This is a genomic window from Rhodohalobacter sp. 8-1 (assembly GCF_038150125.1).
Lineage (GTDB): Bacteria > Bacteroidota > Rhodothermia > Balneolales > Balneolaceae > SW132.
The window spans coordinates 88,339-105,983 of the sequence record NZ_JBBVMF010000004.1; the positions used below are offsets into that span (position 1 = coordinate 88,339).

Consider the following 17,645-nt stretch of genomic DNA (forward strand, 5'->3'; position numbering starts at 1 on the left):
GAATGGTTGTCCATAATCCGATTCAGAAAGACTTTGTGATTATATTTTTAGTGCAAATTTAAATACTAAGAATCATGAATAATAAAGTAGGACCATGGCTATTTTGGGTTGCTGCGTTTCTGGTACTTCCTCTTTGGCTGATCTCTTTTCCCGAGTCAACTATACGGCATAATCTGAATCCTTTCCTTGTTTACGTAAGTCAGGTTACGGCATTGACGGGATTTGCATTATTTGCTATCACTTTTGTATTGTCGGCACGATTAAAATGGCTGGAAGACTATTTCGGTGGTCTCGATAAGATGTATCATCAACATCACAAGATGGGTAAAGCCGCCTTTATGCTGTTGCTAATACATCCCATAATGTTGGCTATAAGTTGGGTCCCTGAGGATGCAGGGCGTTTATTGTGGTACCTGTTTCCCGTTCACGGACGGTTTGAGATCAACATTGGCAGCTGGGCATTGTGGAGCCTTATCCTCCTGATGATTTTCACCCTTGTGATACGCATGCCGTACGATAAATGGAAAATATCACATAAATTCATGGGGATCTTCTTTATTCTGGGGGTGGTACATATCTATTATCTGGATCTTTCTTTGAGTGCAAACACGGCATTGACGATCTATCTTTCAGTTCTTTCAATTGCGGGCATAACAGCCTGGGTGTATAAGTCGGTTCTTTTTGATTTCGTTATAAAAAAATATCATTTCAGGGTGGTTAAAGTTGACCGCCTGAGCGACGAGATTATTCAGATAACGCTAAAACCAATAGAAGAAGCGTTTGATTTTACACCGGGTCAGTTCTGTTTTTTCAGTTTTCGTGCTGCAGGTATCTCCCGTGAATCGCACCCTTATACAGTGTGCGATATGACTAAGGAAGGTGAAATAACCATTATGGTAAAGGCACTGGGCGATTATACAAAACAGCTTTACAGAGAATTGGAGCACGGAGCAATAGCTTATCTGGAAGGTCCTTACGGCCGATTTGATTATCGCGAGGGTAGCCGGAATCAGGTGTGGATTGGTGGGGGCGTGGGAATCGCACCATTTATCAGCTGGGCCAATGATCTGAAACGGAGGGCTGATTCTAATGTAAATGTGGACTTGTACTACTGCGTAAATACCGAGGAAGAAGCCACCCATCTCCCTGTTTTTAAAGATTTGGAAATGCAAATGGAAAGTTTCAGAATAAACCTGATCAGAGCTGATGTGGAAGGTTTTTTGAACCCCGCGGAAATCCCGCACGTTAGTGAAAAAGAAATTTTTATTTGCGGGCCTAAAGAGATGCGAAAAGCTTTACTACCAAAATTAGCAAAACATGGAGTTTCAAAAGAATCTATTCATTATGAGGATTTCGATTTTTCCTGATAAATACATTCAGCAAAACTTAACCAACCTTGAAAAATAAAAAACCTTTTGGCCTATATTTACTAATGGGATTGATTCTCTTTCAGGGAATCAGCGGTTTGTTTGGAGGGATTGCACTTGTGGTTGACCCGACCGGTGAACTTCTTTATATGCCGATTTCAATGCTGGATGGCTCACCCTTTGAAAACTTTCTGGTTCCTGGGATAATTTTACTATCAATCCTGGGGATCTTTCCCATTATAGTATTTTATGGACTTTGGAAGAGATTGAATTGGGCCTGGACAGGTGCTTTGATAGTCAGTGCAGCACTCATCATCTGGATTAGTGTTGAAATATGGATGCTTGGTTATTATTCGGAACCGCCACTTCAGCTTATATACGGACTACTTGGAGTAATACTGCTTATTTTAACACTTCTATCATCAGCCGGATATAGTTCAGAGGTTTGATCAAAACTGGCTATGCTGATATGTGTGTTGGGATTAGTAGCAACAATCCCTTCCGGTTCCGAATCGTAAAGTTCGCCGGCCACATAGAGGTATTTATCATCGTAAGCGACCTTTATGATCGTGGGGTTCGACATATCACCCCCATAAACAGGTTGATACATGACCAGTGGAAAGGGTTTGACATTCTTCCATGCATTCTCATCAGGAATGCCATCAATTGTAACTGAGGATGAAATTCTCTGGATAGCTACCGGGGTTTGTTTATCTGAGACCTGAAGCTGACTTTGCAGCAGAAGAGCAAAAGTTATTGTAAGCAGAAAATTCATAAATGGTTAGTTTGCCCAGTCAGGTATAATTCCTATTTCTATTCCGAATGCATATGCAAATAGCGTGTAGCAGGCGATGCTCAGTATAACGGAAACGATAATGTTTAACCAGATTCCGGCTTTAGCCATCTGGGGGATGGAAACCTTTCCGCTTCCGTAAATAATGGCGTTAGGAGGCGTGGCAACAGGGAGCATGAAGGCACAGCTTGCGGCAATGGCAGCAGGTATAACAAACAACATTGGATTCTGGCCGATACCGATTGCCGACGATGCCAGTATAGGCAGAAATGCTGCTGCTGTGGCTGTATTGCTTGTAATTTCTGTGAGAAACACGATAATCAGAATTACAACGAAGAGAAGCAGGATTATGGGAAGGGTATCCAGCCCGCTTACTCCCTGTCCGATCCAGGCAGCCAGGCCAGTTGAACTGATGGCGGAGGCTAAACTCAGGCCGCCTCCAAAGAGAATGAGTATGCCCCACGGAAGATCCTGCAGATCATCCCACTGCAGTAAATTTCCCTCTGATTTTTTGCCGCTTGGAATCAAAAATAATACGAGTCCTGCTGCAATTGCTATTCCTGCATCCGAAAGCCCTGGGACTATTTCAGAAATAAGGGGGCGAAAAATCCATAAAAGAGCAGTTCCCGCAAAAACTATAGCAACACGGAATTCAGGCTTTGAAATGGCCCCAAGACCCTTTAGCTGATCAAGGATAATCGACTTACCGCCCGGCAGTACTTTCATTTTAATTGGAAAAATGAAGCGGCTTAAGACGATATACATTATAGGAAGAAGTAAAATAACGAGCGGAACGCCGATCATCATCCAGCGGGCAAAGCTGATTTCAAGCCCGTAATTTTCGAGCATAAATGCAGCCAGAAGGGCATTGGGCGGAGTACCAATGAGGGTGCCTATTCCTCCGATGTTACACGCGTAAGCGATAGAGAGCAGCAGCACTATTTCAAAATTTGTAACTGCAGGAGCGTCCTTCTCTTTCTGGACCCCGACAAAATGAAGGACAGAAACAGCGATAGGCAGCATCATCAATGCGGTTGCCGTATTGCTCACCCACATGCTTAAGAACGCGGATGCGATGATGAAACCTATAATAATAGACGTGGGCTTAAACCCGATGAAATTTATTATGTTCAGGGCAATTCGTTTATGCAGTCCCCACGTTTGCATTGCGATGGCGATTATAAAACCACCCATGAATAAAAATATCAGAGGATTTGCATAAGGGGCAGTTGCCTCTCCTATTGGCAAAATACCCAGAACAGGAAACACCACGATGGGTATCAAAGAGGTGGCCGCGATGGGTATGGCTTCCGAAATCCACCATGTGGCCATGAGTAGCGCAACGGCAGCAGTTCGCCAGGCGGATTCGTCAAGTCCTTCCGGGGCCGGCAGGAATAGAAAAACAAGAAAAAGTAAGAGCCCAAGATATAGTCCTAATCGAGATGAATCGATCGTTCGATTTGTCATAGTATCATTTGGTTAAAAAATATGCACATATGAATAGACCATCGCCAATGATGAATCCCCTATTGATCAGACAAAATTACGATTTGAAGCTGATGTACCCGTATAAATTTTCCACATTAACCTGTATGACAAGTTGGCTAAACCGGGCGGAGATTGTTCAAGCAGTTAATTATTTTTTGATTGGTAAACGGAGGCAACAACATAATACACAGGGTAGTAAAAAGAAATAAGGATGAGCCAAAGAGGTGTTTCTCTTAGATAGACCAGCATGACGAATATCATAATAGCATAAGGAACAGAGAGAATGATGGTTGCTTTCTTCCAGCGCGGAGTCCGGCTTGGATAAATGAACTTTACCGGAAGGAGAACCAGCACAGCAAGAATAAGCACCACAGCAGACGATACCACAGCACCGGCATCGAGAATATATAAATAGAGAATCACAACATTCCAGTAGGAGGGGAACCCCCTGAAAAAGTGATCCTCTGTTTTGGCCTGCTTATGGCTGAAGCCGAAAAGACTTGCCAGCAGAACCAAACTTCCCGCCCAAAACGGGAGATCAAGAAATTGGTAGGCCCAAAAAACAGGAATAAATACCCAATTAAGGTAGTCGGCGATATTATCCATTTGACCGCCGTCGATATTTGGAGAATACGTTTGAACATCAGCGGCCCGCGCCAAGGTGCCGTCAAGTGAATCTATAGCGACTGCAACAGCTATTACAAACAGGGAACTTTGGAGATCTCCCCGGGCAATAAGGATAAGTGACCAGAAGGCCAGAACGGCACCAGCGGCCGTGAAGAGATGCACTGAATAAGCACGTATTTTTTTTAACATTATTTCAGACGTTTTACATTATTTCAATTGAAGCAATAACAAAGCTTACAGTTTTTCAATTGTAAGGTTTTCCCCTTCATTCGTTGTCAAGAATACATTAGCACTAAAAAGATTGTGCTTGGGATATTTAAATATATGTTGCATTAACGATAATACTTGATGCCAAATGAGAGAAAATAATGCGGTTTCATTTAATATCGGTTTTTTAAAAGAGAGTGCCGTCAGGCTTGCGGAAAATCATCTTGCCTTGGAAAATGGAACTCGGTATAAGCCGGTGAGTCCGGTTTTGAAGGAGTCCAGGAAGATTCTAGAAGAGTCTTACAGAGAACTCTCAAAGCTCGCCAAATCAAATAAAGAGATCTCACCTGCCGCCGAATGGCTTATTGATAACTTTTACATCATACAGGAGCAGATTGTTCAGGTGGGGGTGGATTTTCCTAAAGAGTACCAAAAAAGCCTACCACTTTTTAAAAATGGAGAGTTCCGCGGGCTCCCCAAAGTGTATGAACTGGTTTTGAACCTGCTGAATCATACCGATAATGTAGTGGATCTGGACGTATTTGCTGAATATATTAAAAAATACCAGGAAAAACGGACCCTGATGATGGGTGAACTTTGGGCAATTCCAATCATGGTTCGCCTTATCCTCATCGAAAAACTATCCCAAAAAGCATCTGGTATACTTGCCCGCAAGCGCGTGAGAGATGAGGTCAACAACCTGTTAAAAGAGCTAGATGAAGAGAGCCAGGAGGAACCGGGGGTGTTTTCAAGTGTGGTATCCAAATGGCTAAAAGACAAGCGCGATAGCAAAGAACCACAATATCTTGTTGAGATCTACAATCAGCTCCAGAATTCAGGCCGTTTATGGGACGAGCAAAAACGGTGGCTAGTGTTCAGGTTTCGTCGATACGACATGACGCTTGAAGAGGCAATGAAGATTGAAGCACAGAAGCAATCCAGGTTGCAGGTCAGTATACAGAATGCGGTACATTCACTTCGGAAATCTTCAGAGTCGGATTGGTCAGACTTTGTCGAACAAAATTCGGTTGTAGAGAAAATCCTGTGCCTTGATTCTGCAGGAGTGTATTCTGATATAGATTTTCAGTCACGTGACAGCTATCGTAGTGTGGTGGAAAGACTCAGCCGGAGATCCGGCCACAGTGAAAAAGAGGTTGCCGAGCAGGTACTCGAGATGGTAGATAGGGAGAGTAAACACGATAGTGAGGATACCCCTCTCCAAAATGCCTCAACTGCCCGCAGTCATGTGGGATATTTTTTGAAAGGAGGAGGGTATAAGAAGCTGGTAAAGCATCTTGGTTATAAGATGACATTTCGTGAGAGATTGAATCGCATACTCGAGGAAAATACGGCATGGTATGTAACGTCGGTTATCGTTACTACAATTATTCTGATGTCAATTTTATGGGGGGTTACCGGCTCAATGAGCAATTCCACCCTGGTAGCAACATTGGTGCTTGCTGTAGCCCTTTTTCCGGCCCTGGACCTTTCTGTATCGGCAGTAAACCGTTTTTTAGCATTTCTTTTACCTCCCAGGTTATTGCCAAAAATGGAATACAAAGATAATATTCCTGACGAATCAAGAACGGTTGTGATAGTTCCAACGATGTTCACGTCCCCAAAGGACGTTCGTCGACAGGTCGAAAATCTTGAAATACGCTCGCTGGCTAATCCCGATCCGGCGTTCCAGTTTATCCTATTGTCTGATTTTACGGATGCCTCTGTTAAAGAGAAAGATTCAGACAAGGCAATACTGGATACCGCCAGGGAGACCATTGCAGCGCTGAATAAAAAATACCGATCGCGATATGGTGATAAATTTTTTTTCCTGCACCGTGAAAGATGCTGGAATGAACAGGAGGGAGTATGGATGGGCTGGGAGCGAAAGCGGGGTAAGCTCGAGGAGTTTAACAGGCTGTTGCGTAATGCGGATGCGGAAACAACTTACTCGCACAAAGGCGGAGATTTTATTGAGACAGTTAAGATGTTACCTGTTAAGTTTGTCATTACCCTTGATGCAGATACGAAGCTGCCGCCCGACAGTGCGCGGAACCTGGTGCGAACAATTGCACATCCGCTGAACCGTGCGCGCTACGATTCAGATAAAAAGAGGATCACAAAAGGGTATGGTATCATTCAGCCAAGAATTTCTATTCCGCCCGAATCGTCACGGAAAACTTGGTTTTCCCGGATCTTTTCCGGCAATGTCGGGCTGGATCCATACTCAACCGCGGTGTCTGATATCTACCAGGACCTCGCCGGCGAGGCAATTTTTACGGGAAAAGGGATTTATGATGTAGAAGCTTTCCACACAGTGCTTGATGGCCGTTTTCCGGAAAACAGAATACTATCGCACGACCTTATTGAAAGCACCTACCTTAGGGCCGGCCTGGCAACGGACATTGAACTGTTCGATGATTACCCGACAACTTATATGAGCTATAGCAAACGTAATCACCGCTGGACCCGGGGGGACTGGCAGATTGCCGCCTGGCTATTTCCCCGTGTCCCCTTCAAAGACGGGAAAGAGCGAAATACTATTAATTTACTGTCTAAATGGAAGATTTTTGATAATCTGCGCAGGTCTCTGAACCCATTTTTTTTGACAGTCTTTTTTATAGCCGGGTGGTTTTTGCTGCCGGGCAGCGCCTGGATCTGGACGGCAGCTGCATTTGGAATTTTGGCGTTCCCGATCTATGTCAGCCTCTACAGCGATATATTAAACCGTCCCGCCCGTGTAAAATGGAAGCTCTATTTTGAAAAGGTAAGAGCCAATCTAAGAATAAACACACTTCAGGCACTTAGTGTCGTAATCATCCTGCCTCACCAGGCGGTTGTACAGCTTGATGCCGCACTGCGTACGTTCTACCGACTTAAAATATCGCGTAAATCACTGCTTGAATGGACGACCGCATCACATACCGAATTCACCAGCCCGAACTCTCTGGGGGCGTATATCCAAAGTCAAATCATTCCTATAGTGCTTGGTATCACAATTTTGATTGTGGCTATTGCAACGGCTCAGCACTATCTCTGGATTGTGGTGCCATTTTCTATTGCATGGACGGGAGCCCCTATCTGGTTGTGGTTAATCAGCAGACCTATTACGAAGAAAGGCTATTCACTTTCGGAGGAAGATAAAGCTGATCTTCGTAAATATGCACGCCATACCTGGTTCTATTTCGAACGTTATGTAAATGAAGAGCAAAATTGGCTGCCCCCCGACAACTACCAGGAAAAGCCTAATTTACCGGTTGCAGCAAGAACGTCACCCACAAATATCGGACTTGCTCTGGTGGCAACACAGGTGGCCTACAACATGGGTTATATTACCCTTGGTGAGCTATTGCAGAGAGTACGAAATACGTTAAGCACAATGGAGCATCTTGAGCGCCATCAGGGGCATTTCTACAACTGGTACGAAACACGATTGGGAGAAGTTCTTTACCCGAAATACATTTCAGCGGTTGATTCGGGAAATCTTGCAGCCGGACTTATTTCAATTCGGCAATCCATTCGTAGTTCCATGCATAAAAAAGGTATAAATCATAAGATCTGGGAAGGCTTGATAGATACTGTGATTACCGTACGCGAGGTGATGTACGATGCCTGGGATGAGGATGTACTACCTCGGAATTTTAAGAAAAGAGTGCACATGCTGAGTGAATCAATGCTTGGACTTTTGAAAGCCCGTGACAAAGGTGCACCTCAAAAGAATCTTGACCTACTGAAGAGCTTGAAAGCTGAAGCAATAAGTCTAACCTCCATCGACTTGCTGCCTTTGGGAAGCAAACTGAGTGATTCAATCATGCACGATATACTGTTTTGGCAGGAACGGCCACTGCGTTTAATTGAGCAGGCAATTGATGAGATGAAACAGCTTTGTGATCCTGCGATTACGGACATCAGAAATTATTCACCTCAAGAACTAATAGAGGTTGCTGAAGGTAATGCTTTAGATTCCCAGGCCACCGGTTTACTAAATAAGTGGATGTATCTCGCTGATAAGATCGAGGAATTATGCGGCCGGTTTATTGATGAGATGGACTTTTCGATTCTCTACCTGAATAAGCGCGGGCTTTTCAGTATCGGATATAATGTGGAAAAATCACAGCTCGATGAAGGCACTTACGACCTTCTTGCCAGCGAAGCACGAATTGCGTCCTATATTGCGATCGCTAAGGGTGATATTCCCGCAGAGCACTGGTTCAGGCTCAGCCGGCGGCTCACCAGCTTGAATCAAAATGAGATTTTGCTATCGTGGAGCGGAACAATGTTTGAATACCTGATGCCGCTGCTCTTCATGAAAACATATCCCGATACACTACTTAATCATACAGATGAAAACGTAGTCCGGTGGCAGAGGGAGTACGGGAAAAAAAGAAAACGACCCTGGGGATTCTCGGAGAGCGCATACTACTTTTTAAATATCGAGATGCACTACCAATACAGGGCATTCGGCGCTCCGGGTCTGGGGCTCCGTCGCGGCCTTACGGAAGATTATGTGGTAGCACCTTACGCCTCAATGCTATCGCTTATGGTTGACCCGGAGGCATCATTGAAAAACCTTAAGAGGCTGGAAGAGCTTGGGGGACTCGGGCGCTACGGATTTTATGATGCAATTGATTACACACCGGCACACATGACCAAAGATACCGAATGTAAATGGGTGCAAACCTATATGGTGCATCACCATGGTATGAGCCTTCTGTCAATTGAAAACGTATTAAATAACGAGGAGGTTCAGAAGAGTTTTCACAGCGATCCACGTGTTAGAGGGTGTGAACTGATCCTCCAGGAAAAAGTACCGAGAGGCGTTCCGGTTAAAGAGCCGCACCCGATAGACGTAGAGCTGGAGCCTGGCGAGCAGAAGGAAGTGGAACGGGTTGTTGAACATGCCGGCATTGATGAACTGGATATCTCGCCTCCCAGGCTTCATCTGCTGTCTAATGGAGACTACTCATTGTTTTTAACACATGCAGGTACGGGCTCTTCACGAATTAATAGCAGAACGCTGACCGGCTGGGATCCCGATCCGGTAATTGATCCCCTTGGCCTGTTTTTCTACATCCGGGATAAGGAGAGCGGGGAATTCTGGTCAGCAATGCATCAGCCTGTAAAGAGAAAGCCAGATCGTTACGACACCTGGTTCCATAATGGTAAAATTGTAACCTCCCGGGTTGACAACTGGATTGAAACAACAACCACCATTATTGTTTCTCCGGACGATCCATTAGAGCTTAGAAAACTCACTCTGACAAATTATTCGCAGGAAGACCGAATTCTGGACATAACCAGCTATGCAGAAGTGGTGTTAAACCAGCTGGAAAGTCATAATTCCCATCCTGCCTTCTCGAAGCTTTTTGTGCAAACCGATTATCTTGCCGAGCATCACGCCATCCTCGCAAAACGAAGGCCAAGGAGCGAAGATGAAAAACCGCTTTGGATGGTTCACACCTTTGCCGGTGATAAGCACGATAACCTGACTGAGCCGCTTCAGTTCGAAACAGACCGGTCCGTTTTTATCGGACGCGGAAGGACACTGAGTCACCCTGCAGCTATGGATCCGGGCAGCCGTCTTTCCGGTTCACTCGGAAATATATCGGATCCAGTTATGAGCCTGCATACAACAATAAAACTTGGCCCCGGGGAGAAAAAAGATCTGATCTTCGGTGTCGGCTATGCGGAGTCGAGAGATCAGGCAGTACAGCTCGCAGACGTTTATGATAATCTGCATGCAGCAGGTCGCGCGTTTGACCTTGCGGAAGTGTTTAGTTCTGTGGAGCTCAACCATTTGGGAGTGACATCAAAAGAAGCCCATAGCTTTCAAAAATTGGCCTCATATGTTCTTTACTCCGACAGGGCTTTTAGGGCTGATGTTCGTAAGCTGCGGGAAAATAAAGGGAAACAGCAGGATCTGTGGGCATATGGTATTTCCGGAGATTATCCGCTTGTGGTGTTCAGAATAAAAGAGATGGATCAAATTAAAAATGTGAAAACATTGGTGAAGGCGCACGGTTTTTGGCGGGCAAAAGGTGTAGACACGGAATTGATGATTATTAATGACCATGCTCCCGGCTATATCGATGAGTTACAGGAGGGTGTCATTAATGCAATTCAGAATTCATCGGAACGGGATATGCTTGATAAACGCGCAGGTGTTTTTGTTCACAGGTCGGATAAAATGCCGAATGAAGACCTTACACTTGTATCTGCTGTTGCCCACTTGATTTTCGAAAACAAGCTGCCCGATTTCAAAAAAATGAAGCGTGAATATGAGACCGAATCCTGGCTATTAAATATTGAAGAGGAAAAGTTTACGCTGCCCGAGTATCAAGAGGATAAAGATGATGAAAGGCGTGAAGATCAGGCAGAAAATCTGCAATTTTTCAACGGTTTTGGAGGCTTTTCAGAAGCCGGAGACGAGTACCACATCATGGTGAAGCCTAATCCCGGCACAGGTTATCTCGAATACCCGCCTGCGCCATGGATCAACGTGATTTCAAATCAGAATGTCGGTTTCATCGCAACAGAGAAAGGTGCAGGGTACACCTGGAGTGAAAACAGCAGGGAGAATAAGCTCACCGGATGGTCGAACGATCCTGTGACAGATCCTCACTCTGAAGCGTTCTATATCCGTGATGAAGGAAGAAAAAAGTATTGGTCGCCTGCGCCTGGCCCGGCGGCCGGCAGCGGTCCATACAAGATTGTCCACGGGTTTGGATTTACACGATACGAGCATGCGTTTGACGAACTGGAACACCATTTGGTGCAGTTTGTAGATGAGAACGACCCGGTGAAAATTTCTATGCTCAGAATAGAAAATAACGGGGACAAAGAGAGGCAGATATCAGTATTCAGGTATATGGAGCGAGTTCTTGGCGTAAGCAGAAACCGTGCAAGCCGGACGGTAACACAGGAGGTGATTGATGATGGGGCCACAATCTTAGCGCGAAATAACTACAATAATGAATTTGCGGGCCGTGTGGCTTTTTCATCTGTTCGAGGGTTTGAGCAGGCTGATGAGCTTAGTTTTACAACCAACAGGCAGGCTTTTATTGGTCGGAATATGTCACTGAATAAGCCAAAAGCAGTTATATCAGATATACAACTTGATGGATACTCTGATCCCGGGCCGGATCCCTGTGCTGCATTTCAGGTCACGCTTAATCTGAGGCCAGGCGAAAGCAAAAATCTTCATTTTGTGGAGGGTGAAGCAAAAACAGACTCAGAGGCTGAGGCATTGATTGACAAATACAGTGACCAAAAAACGGCCCGAAATTCTCTTGAGAATGTTCGACAGTTCTGGAAATCAAAGCTTGGAAAAATTACTATAAGCACGCCCGATGAATCGCTGAACCTGCTGATGAATGGGTGGCTCATGTACCAAAACCTGTCCTGCAGAATGTGGGCCAGAACGGCCTATTACCAGGCGGGAGGAGCTTATGGATTCAGGGACCAGCTTCAGGATTCTGCCGCCGCGCTCTACGTTGATCCATCCATCACGAGAAGCCAGATTCTGTTACATGCCGGAAAACAGTTCAAAGAAGGAGATGTGCTTCACTGGTGGCATCCGCCAAGCGGCAGGGGCATCCGCTCCAAAATATCAGACGACAGGCTATGGCTTGCCTACGTAACCGATTTTTATATCCGGTCAACCGGAGATATATCGATATTTGATGAAAAAGCACCCTGGATTGAAGCCCGCGCATTAGAGGATTATGAACATGAAGTGTATCTGAATCCTGAAGAACTTGATGAGCAGGATTCGATTTTTGAACACTGCTGCCGTGCGATTGAGGTCTCACTGAAGTTTGGGGAACATGGCCTGCCGCTGATCGGTGCGGGTGATTGGAATGATGGAATGAATCGTGTGGGGGAAGGTGGGAAAGGTGAAAGTGTATGGCTGGGCTTTTTCCTCTATGGAATTTTGAAAAGATTTAAAGATTACGCAGCGGCTCGTGGAGAAGATGAAAGAACCGAACGTTACGATAAAGTGGCAGATCAGCTGCATAACCACCTTAACAAGGAGGGATGGGATGGCGACTGGTTTATACGCGCGTTCTATGATGACGGCACACCGCTGGGTTCATCTGATAACAAAGAGTGCCGGATTGATGCCATATCTCAGGCATGGGCGGTAATTACCGGAGCTGCTGATGCGGCAAAAGCTGAATCGGCACTGTTGTCGGCAGAAAAATACCTGGTATCGGAACAGGATCGTATTATCCGGCTGCTTACTCCTCCATTTGATGCAACCGAAAAGAATCCGGGATATATCAAAGGCTACATTCCGGGGGTAAGGGAAAATGGCGGTCAGTATACACACGCCGCTCTCTGGCTCATCAAAGCAATGGCAGAGCAAGGCATGGGAGAAAGGGCTGTACAATACCTGAATATGATTAATCCTGTAAATCATGCTTTAAAGCCGGAGGATGTGCAAAGATTTAAAGTTGAACCCTATGTAATAACAGCTGACGTTTACGGGGAAGCGCCCTTGATCGGGATGGGGGGGTGGAGCTGGTATACCGGTTCAGGTGGGTGGTTTTATCGTGTTGCACTGGAATCGATCCTCGGGTTCAGCTATGAAAAGAATTCGATCCTAATTAAACCTTCAATTTCCTCTGCATGGAAAGAGTTTGAAATTCATCTTAAGCTTGATGATGGCGCCACAGAGTACAAGATCCATGTTGAAAACCCGGATGGCCTCGTAACGGGGGAATTGTATGGAGAAATTGATGGTAAGCCGGAAAAATCCATCAGTGAAGAGAGATCTATTCCCGTTAAAAAAGATGGGCAGATTCATACAGTGTCGTTAATACTTGCATCTGCTAAGTAATCGGCGGAAACGTAGAAAGGCCATGGCGGTTGTAATGTATTTATTACAAGATGTCTCAGGGATGCACTACTTTTTAGTTGGGAGTTGGCCTACCAAAGGTATGGCTCGATTGTGATATTTTAAGATTTGAGAGGCTTATCTAAATCTTTAAAAAACTGAAATCACGTGGAAAAGCAAACAAATCCTATCACAGTTTTTATTATTGATCAGAACGTACTGATGAGGCGGGTTTTAGCAAATATTTTGCATAAAGAGAGACGCGTTTTCATATCATACTCGTCCGATAAAGCTAATTATGGAACCGTGATTTCCAGGATGGAAAATAAGAAGCCCGCACTGCTGTTTCTGGGGGTGGATGAATTGGATTCGAATGAGATGACACTTTTTTACAAGCTTAGAGACAGACATCCGGATCTGCCTATTGTGTTGATGACCCAACTCAATAAGAAAGGAGCGGCTGTGGCTATCGAGGGCTTAAAATATGGCGCTATAGATTATGTAACCAAACCCGAAAATAGTTTTGGGCTACTGTTTGCCGAAAGGCATTTTCATAAACGGGTGATGCCACTTTTGAAGACCATATCAGGACTAAACCACAAGTACCGGGTAGATGGGGAAAAAGATAAAACCGAGCGGGCAGTATCGAAGGAGTCTTTTCCTAATGTGGGCCTAATGGCTCCAGATAACATCGACTTAATAACTATTGGTGGGTGTTTGGGAGGTGTTTCATCACTTTATAAAGTTATTTCGTCACTTCCCAAGCATTTACATGTGCCAGTTGTTATAGTGCAGCATATGCCCGGAGTTTATACAAAAGAGTTCGCTGCAGATCTTAACAAGCAATCAGATCTAACTGTTAAGGAGGCCTCAAACGGATGTTTACCAGCTCCTGGTAATGTCTATATAGCACCAGGTGGTTTTCATACCGTCATAAAGAATGATAAGGGCCGTAAACAGTTAGTTTTGCATAAAGGTCCCAGGGAGCACAAGTGCCGACCTTCTATTGATGTTTTATACCGTTCTGCCGTTCAGGAATACGGCGGTAACGTGCTGGGAATTTTACTGTCGGGAATGGGAAATGATGGCGTTTTGGGAGCACTGGCCGTTTTAGAACACGGCGGAACACTGCTGCTCGAGAGCAAGGAAAGTGCATTGGTATCAGAACTACCCCGAAAGGTGAAAATATTTAATAGTGAAATTAAAGAGATGGCTGCTGAATTTATGCCGCAGGAGATAGCGGATCTTTTAAAACAGCTGTCGCTGCAAAATGTATCTGATTATAAAAATGCTCAGGTCTCAATCAACCCGGATTATAGGACGATGTCAGAACCTGGTGTTGGTATGACAATGTGAGGATGGCTTTGCAAAACCCTTCCAGCAACTGTCATCTGTATTCTGATAACTATCCTCCGATTTTTTTCAGCGATTAAAGGGCGTGCAAAAGCGCCTGATTACGCTGCAGTCAGGTTTAGCAAAGCCCTCTTTTAGATCGTCTTTTTAAGCCGGTCAATGAAACACCTCAGAATGATTCTGCTTGCAGGTGTTCAGCCTGAGAGTACCCCTGCATCAAATTTGGCTCAGCGGGAATATTCACTGGAAATGCTCGTCATTAAATTCTGCTTTAGAGATTGTGAGAAATACAAAATAAGTTCCGGTTAGTGTCATCTCATATATGAAATGTTGTATAACCCCGAACGATTTTAGGGTGAGTTTTTCGAAAATTCGAGGTATAACGGATCAGTATAGTATTCAGGGGTGACTCATCCGATGATTCGCATGCGAGAACATATATGACGCAACACTAGCTTAACTTTTATGAGGTCAGGGATTTATTATGAAACTCCTATTCGTACCAAGGCCGAGTAGGGAATAGACGGAGGTGAGTTATAAGAACTGGTAGAGCTGAAGCTGAGAGAAATCTTAATTTAAGGAGATCAATTTACTTGGAAATCCATTTTCTATTGGCCTCTCTGGATTTTATTCTGACCAAACACCGGGATAGGTCCGGTAACAACAAGAGTGAATGGGTCAAAATTGATATACATTCACTTTGAGCTGATCGTTAGGGGCGGCTCAAAATCAAATAGTAGAGTAAAGTAACGCAGGCAGATTCTGCTTTGACTTTATCACGATAACATATGGCGATTAAATGATCTGAATCTAATAATTTGTATATTGTAAAAAATAGGAGAGTGTCATGGGCAACTATTTCACAGAACAAACAAAAGGTATTCTGGATAATATTCTTCATGGCGTAATTTTGACCGATAAGAGGGGTCACATCCTGTTTTGGAATACTGCAAATGAAGAGATATTTGGATATTCAAAACAAGAGATTATAAGCCGCCCTATAAATGTGCTTTTTGATGATAAAAGCGACCTTCCGCTAAAAGAACTTCTTCAAAAATGTTCCCTCTCTGAACCTGTTAAGGGGCGCTGGCATGGAATCCACAAGCAAGGTTCATCAATATGGCTGGAAGTAAGAGCTAAAGTAGTAAAAGATTCTGAAGGCAGGCCGCAGCATTGTGTTATCACACTTGTAAATATAGACAAGTTGAAGAATACCGAAACACGGCTCAATCACACCCAAGCCGTAGCTGAAGCCATATTCAGTACAAGTACTGATGCCATCATTACCGCCGATTCTAACGGGAAGATACTTTCTGTTAATAAAGCAGCGTCAAGAATGTTCGGCTATGAATCTGATGAACTTTTAGGTGAAAACCTAAAAATGTTAATGCCTTATCATTATCAAATTAATCAGAATGAACATACCGACAGCAATCTGTTCAACGGAGAAAGGAAAGTTACTGATAAGGGTAAGGAAACACAGGGCTTAAAAAAAGATCATACCATCTTTCCTATTGAACTCGCCGTAAGTGAAATTGTTTGTAACGGAGATCAGATGTTTGCAGGCATTATACGAGATTTAAGCATGCGCAGGAAACTAGAACATCGCATAATAGAAATTGGTAATGAAGAAAGACGACGTATCGGCAGAGATCTTCACGATGGATTAGGGCAGATGCTGACAGGGATCAGGATGCTTGCAGAGAACCTGGCAAGGAAACTTCATGCCAATGCAGTACCGGGAGCTGATGAGGTGAAAGAAATTGCCGAAATGATTAATGAAGCAGATGGTGTAGCTCGTTCCATTGCCAGAGATATGGTACAGGTTGAAATTGAGAAAAAAGGATTGCAATTCGCAGTTGAAGAGCTTTGCAAGAAAACAGAGAGAATGACTGGGGTAACTTGTAACCTTGAGAACGGATCAGGCGTTGAGATCGAAAATCACTCAAGAGCACTTCATCTTTATAGAATTGTTCAGGAAGCAATTAATAATGCTGTAAAGCATGGAAACGCTAAAAACATTGATGTCCGGCTATCGGAGAACGACCGCCATTTCTCGGTCGTGGTCCAGGATGATGGTGTAGGATTTACCAATCTGCCGGAAGATCATAACGGAAAAGGTATTCAGATTATGAAACACAGAGCGAGAATGATGGGAGGAAATCTTGATCTGGTTCGCACGGACCTTAACAAGACGATGGTCAAGTGCATAGTTCCGCTCAGTTACGAACAGTTCACGTAGTATGAACTAAAATGCCTTTTGCAAAATTTAAAACCGGATTAACCATGGCACAGAGTTTTAATAAAAGGATCGTAATTGTAGATGATCATCCGTTAATGAGAAAAGGACTGACAAGTACACTGGAGTCTGAGCCCGGGTACGAAGTAGTTGCACAATTTGAAAAAGCGGAAGATGTTTTAGATGACTTTAAAAGTCTGGAAGCTGATCTTATCATTGTTGACGTGTCGTTGCCAGGAATGAGTGGCATTGAGCTCGTTAAGAATCTTCTATTTCAATTTCCTGTTTTTCCGTGTTTGATTGTCTCTCGCCATGAAGTCTCCCTGTATGCAGAAAGAGCCCTGCGGGCCGGGGCTAAAGGGTATGTAATGAAATTTGAACCGAGTGAAATCCTTCTCAAAGCTGTTAAAAAAATTTTAAACGGAGGGATTTTTGTAAGTGAAGAGATCAGTGAACAACTTCTTCAGAATGCAATAACAGGTAAATCGGGGGCATCTGAATCTCCTGTTGATGTATTAAGTGACAGAGAGCTGGAAGTTTTTGATCTTACAGGACGAGGCAAAAGCAGTTCCGAAATTGCAGAACAGCTCCATCTTGCGATTAAAACTATAGAAACGTATCGCTTCAGGATCAAAGAGAAATTAAATCTCAAAAATTCAACAGAACTCATTTACTATGCTGTTAAATGGGTGGAAAATGAGAAGTTTGTTAAGCAATAAGTTTGGCTTTAAAACA

General features: G+C 44.1%; 8 protein-coding genes. 5 read left to right on the forward strand and 3 right to left on the reverse strand.

All coding sequences use genetic code 11. The features are described from left to right. The first annotated feature begins 74 nt into the window (after window positions 1–74). Window positions 75–1,367, forward strand: coding sequence for a ferredoxin reductase family protein (locus AABW11_RS05070; RefSeq protein WP_340103702.1), 1,293 nt, complete (start codon window positions 75–77; stop codon window positions 1,365–1,367). Between the two features lie 367 nt (window positions 1,368–1,734). On the opposite strand, the gene AABW11_RS05075 is transcribed toward AABW11_RS05070, so the two are convergent. From AABW11_RS05075 to AABW11_RS05085, 3 genes are all read right to left on the reverse strand, one after another. Next, complete coding sequence (locus tag AABW11_RS05075; protein ID WP_340103703.1) at window positions 1,735–2,142, reverse strand: hypothetical protein; 408 nt, start codon at window positions 2,140–2,142, stop codon at window positions 1,735–1,737. 6 nt (window positions 2,143–2,148) lie between these two features. Beyond that, window positions 2,149–3,627, reverse strand: a complete 1,479-nt coding sequence (locus tag AABW11_RS05080) for an SLC13 family permease (RefSeq protein ID WP_340103704.1) — start codon at window positions 3,625–3,627, stop codon at window positions 2,149–2,151. A gap of 165 nt (window positions 3,628–3,792) precedes the next feature. Next, the gene (locus AABW11_RS05085; RefSeq protein ID WP_340103705.1) at window positions 3,793–4,464 is read right to left on the reverse strand and encodes a CDP-alcohol phosphatidyltransferase family protein; all 672 of its coding nucleotides are present in this window, start codon (window positions 4,462–4,464) and stop codon (window positions 3,793–3,795) included. Window positions 4,465–4,630: 166 nt separating this feature from the next. On the opposite strand from AABW11_RS05085, the gene AABW11_RS05090 reads away from it, so the two are divergent. The 4 genes from AABW11_RS05090 (at window position 4,631) to AABW11_RS05105 (ending at window position 17,629) form a co-directional block, all read left to right on the forward strand. Next, complete coding sequence (locus AABW11_RS05090) at window positions 4,631–13,321, forward strand: GH36-type glycosyl hydrolase domain-containing protein (RefSeq protein ID WP_340103706.1); 8,691 nt, start codon at window positions 4,631–4,633, stop codon at window positions 13,319–13,321. Between the two features lie 165 nt (window positions 13,322–13,486). Then, window positions 13,487–14,674, forward strand: a complete 1,188-nt coding sequence (locus AABW11_RS05095; RefSeq protein WP_340103707.1) for a chemotaxis protein CheB — start codon at window positions 13,487–13,489, stop codon at window positions 14,672–14,674. An 844-nt stretch (window positions 14,675–15,518) separates the two neighbouring features. Beyond that, window positions 15,519–16,913 (forward strand): PAS domain-containing sensor histidine kinase, encoded by a 1,395-nt coding sequence (locus AABW11_RS05100; RefSeq protein ID WP_340103708.1) that lies wholly within the window; start codon window positions 15,519–15,521, stop codon window positions 16,911–16,913. 44 nt (window positions 16,914–16,957) lie between these two features. After that, a complete protein-coding gene (locus AABW11_RS05105) occupies window positions 16,958–17,629 on the forward strand; it encodes a response regulator transcription factor (protein WP_340103709.1) in 672 nt (223 codons plus the stop codon). Window positions 17,630–17,645: the final 16 nt, after the last annotated feature.